General features: G+C 67.2%; 2 protein-coding genes, 2 pseudogenes and 1 other annotated feature. Of the genes and pseudogenes, 1 reads left to right on the top strand and 3 read right to left on the bottom strand.

From position 1 onward, the window contains the following. Positions 1-981 (top strand): annotated as a pseudogene (locus AC5JJ6_RS04425) (IS3 family transposase); the annotation flags it as partial. Further along, positions 34-150, top strand: a sequence feature (AL1L pseudoknot). Its footprint overlaps the pseudogene before it by 117 nt. Positions 982-1,016: 35 nt before the next feature. Here the strand turns inward: AC5JJ6_RS04425 and AC5JJ6_RS04420 are convergent. The 3 genes and pseudogenes from AC5JJ6_RS04420 to AC5JJ6_RS04410 all read right to left on the bottom strand — a co-directional run. Beyond that, positions 1,017-1,373, bottom strand: coding sequence for an ATP-binding protein (locus AC5JJ6_RS04420; protein ID WP_496040883.1), 357 nt, complete (start codon positions 1,371-1,373; stop codon positions 1,017-1,019). Between the two features lie 16 nt (positions 1,374-1,389). Next, positions 1,390-2,907, bottom strand: a pseudogene (gene istA / locus AC5JJ6_RS04415) (IS21 family transposase). A 93-nt stretch (positions 2,908-3,000) separates the two neighbouring features. Next, a partial coding sequence (locus AC5JJ6_RS04410; protein WP_496040882.1) for a recombinase zinc beta ribbon domain-containing protein occupies positions 3,001-3,612 on the bottom strand: 612 nt, incomplete at its 5' end.

The raw sequence follows: 3,612 nt of genomic DNA, 5'->3' as shown, positions 1-3,612 counted from the left end.
GCGCCAGGCGAACGAGATCCTTCGCAAGGCGTCGGCGTATTTCGCCCAGGCGGAGTTCGACCGCCCGTTCAGGAAATGATCGCCTTCATCGACGAGCATCGCGCCGTCCACGGGGTCGAGCCGATCTGCAAGGTTCTGCCGATCGCCCCGTCAACTTATCACGCCTATGCCGCCCGGCGGACGGACCCATCCAGGGCGCCGGCCCGGTGGCGAAGCGACGCCGAGCTGAGCTTGGCTATCCGGCGGATCTGGGGTGAGAATTTCCAGGTCTACGGGGTCCGGAAAGTCTGGCGGCAGTTACAACGCGAAGGCATTGACGTGGCGCGTTGCACGGTGGCCCGCCTGATGAGGCGGATGGGTCTGAAAGGGGCGACACGAGGCAAGGCGGCGCGCACCACGATCAGTGACCGGTCGGCGCCGTGCCCGCTTGACCGGGTGAACCGTCAGTTCCAGGCACCATGTCCAAATGCCTTGTGGGTCGCCGATTTCACGTTTGTGGCGACGTGGCAAGGCTTCGTCTACGTCGCCTTCGTCATCGACACGTTTGCCCGGCGGATTGTCGGCTGGCGGGTCTCGCGCACCGCCCATGCCGGCTTTGTCCTGGATGCCCTGGAGCAGGCGCTTCACGACCGCCGTCCGGCCAAAGGCAGCGGCCTCATCCACCATTCCGACCGCGGGTCGCAATATGTTGCTATCAAGTACACCGAGCGTCTCACCGACGCTGGCGTCGAACCGTCGGTCGGCAGCGTCGGCGATTCCTATGACAACGCCTTGGCCGAGACGATCAACGGCCTCTATAAGACCGAGGTGATCCGACGCCGCGGGCCATGGCGCAACTTGGAAGCCGTCGAGTTCGCCACCCTGGAATGGGTCGACTGGTTCAATCACCGGCGCCTGCTCGAACCCATCGGCAACATTCCACCCGCCGAGGCCGAAGCGCGCTACTATGCTCAAACCGAGGACGTCGCCAGGGCGGCGTGACTCAACCAAATCGGCCTCCGGGAACCCGGTACGGTTCACAGCGCGCAGGCGACGAAAGTCTTGCCGATGCCGGTCGGGCCGGTCACCAGCAGCGGCTGGTGCTCGCGCACCCAGCGGCAACTCGCCAGATCGCGCACCAGCGTGCGGTCGAGACCGCGCGGCGTGCGCCAGTCGAGATCCTCCAGGCAGGCGGTTTGTCGCAGTCGGGCCCGCTTCAGCCGGCTGGCCAGGGCGGTGTTGGCACGCTCCGCCGTCTCGCGCTCGACCAGCAGGGCAAGCTGGTCGTCGAAGCTGAGCTGGCCGCGTTCGGGGTGGCGCTCGAGGTCTTCCAGGCCGCGCGCCATGCCGTACAGGCGCAGCCGGCGCAAAGCCTCGTGGGTCGGGTGCTTCATGGTCTCGGGTCCTTGTTCAGTTCCGGTAATAGGAGGGTCCGCGCAGGTTGGCGTGCTCGCCAAGGCCGTCGGATGAGACCGGCGGCGGGTCGCCGGTGACGAGCCAGCGCTGGACGTAGCGCCAGGATCGGACGTTGGCTTCCAGGGCAACCTGGCAGGCCTGTTCCAGCCGGGCAGCGCCATGAGCGCCGCCAAGCCGAAGCAGGCCGAGACCGGCACGCACCGCCTGCTCGCGGTGCTCCGCCGCCGCCAGGATGCGCTCGAACAGCAGGGCCGCCGCCGATCCGATCGCGGCGAACTCGGCCTGGAGATGTTCGGGGGTGTAGCGCGCCACCGCACGATGGGAGGCCGGCTGGTGGGCTTCCAGCGTCGTCCGGCTGCCGGCGGCGGCACGAGGATGGCAGGCGATGCGCCGCCCGCGCAGGAAGATGCTGATCAGGGCGGCGGTCGCGTGGACATCGACCGCCTTGCCGATCGCGGTGTAGGGCACCGAGTAGGCGGCGCCGTCGATCACGACATGGTAATCGGGCGCCAGCTTGTAGCGGCTCCAGGCGCCCGGGACGAAGCGGTCCGCCGGCAGCGGTCGCAGATGGGCACGCTCCTGCTCGGCCAGAATCCGGGTCCGGGACGTGGTCCTGTCGCCGCTCAACGGTGCGGCGTTCAGTGCGGCCAGACGCTCCCGGATCGCGGCGTTGGCGGCGTCGAGACTGACGAAGACGGTGTCGCGAACTGGCGCCAGGATGCGCCGCTCAACCTGCAGAACCGCGTTCTCGACCGCCGCCTTGTCCCGAGGCTGACGCACCCGCGTCGGAACGACGGCGACCCGGTAGTGCTGGGCGAGATCGCGGTAGCCCGGATTGATGGCGGGATCGTAGAAGGAGGCGTGACTGACGCCGACCTTGAGATTGTCGGGCACCAGGCGGGCCGGAACGCCGCCAATATGCTCCAGCAGCCTGACATGGGAGGCCAGCCAATCCTCCGACCGCTGGGTCCAGGTCGCTTCGGCGTAGATGTAGCCGGAATACGGCAGGCAGGCGACAAAGATCTGTGCCGGACGGGCTTCGGCGCCGACCCCGATCATCAGGGTCATGCCGGCGTAATCGACTTCCAGCGCGTCGCCCGGCAGATGGTCGCGCCGCAGCCGGGGAACCGCCCGGGCGGCCTGCCAGTCCCGGAACCGCTGGACGAACTGGGTGTAGCGGTAGCCGTCCGGATGGCAAACCAGATACTCCTACCAGAGCAACTGGAGCGTCACGCCCTGCCGGCCCAGTTCCCGCTCCACCGCCGCCCAATCCGGCAGCGGTCGTGACGGTATCGCCGGCGGCGGAAACAGTCGCCGCTCCAACTCCGCGTCGCTCCACTCCCTGATGTCGCCAAAGCGCAGTTCCGCGCTCTCGAGACGGCGCAGATAATCGCGCACCGTCGTGCGCGGCATCCGGCACGCCGCCGCGATCCGCCGAACGCTCGCCCCGAACTCATCGCGCAGCCGCAAGACTTCCCTGATGCGTCGCATGTCCGATCTCTCCCGCGGCATCCCACCCTCCCTGCCCATCATCGCAAGGACCAAAGTGTAGAGGCCGGTGCTGGATCAGACGCTGCCCAACTCTACTCCCACGCGTGGGCGAAATCACCGAAACGGCAGGGCGGTTTGGACCGAAACAGGGGGGCGCTTTCCCCCGAAATCAAAGGGCGGATTCCGCCGAAATATGCAGGCCTGGTAGGCGTCGAGCAGTCGCCCATCGGCGCGGCCAAGGCTGTCAAGCCGGGCATGCAGCCTCTGTTCAGCCCCTTCTCCCTGGTCCGGATCCCGCTCCCAATCGTTGGCAAGATGCTGGAACTGGGCGAGCAGTCGATCGGGACTGCCGAGCAGATCCCGGACATGATCCCATACAGCACTTTCCAGAGTCTCGCCATCGACCAGTGCCCGGGGACAGGGCACTTCCCGGGCCCTCATCACGGGGTCCTTTCCGGAGCACTGATAGCAGTGGCGTTCGCCCCCGGCTCTCGGTCTCGTTCTGCCGAACATGGCCAAGCCGCAGGCGCCGCAGGTCAGCAGGCAGCGAAGAAGGTAATCGTGCTTCTTGTTGTTGCGAAACGACAAGGCGGCGTTGCGGGCCAGTTGGGCCTGCGCATGATCCCAGGTTTCCTGGTCGACCAGGGGCGTCACGGGGATGGCGATCCACTGCTCCTTCGGCCTCAGCAGCCGGTGACCTCGGCCGTGATAACCGGGTTTACGGCT

The sequence above is a fragment of the Skermanella sp. genome, assembly GCF_059503625.1.
This window is presented reverse-complemented; position numbering and strand designations above follow the sequence as displayed.

What these genes read in the sequence shown, in the direction of transcription:
- AC5JJ6_RS04420 (WP_496040883.1), bottom strand. Translation starts at nt 1,373, where the DNA reads ATGAAGCACCCGACCCACGAGGCTTTGCGCCGGCTGCGCCTGTACGGC.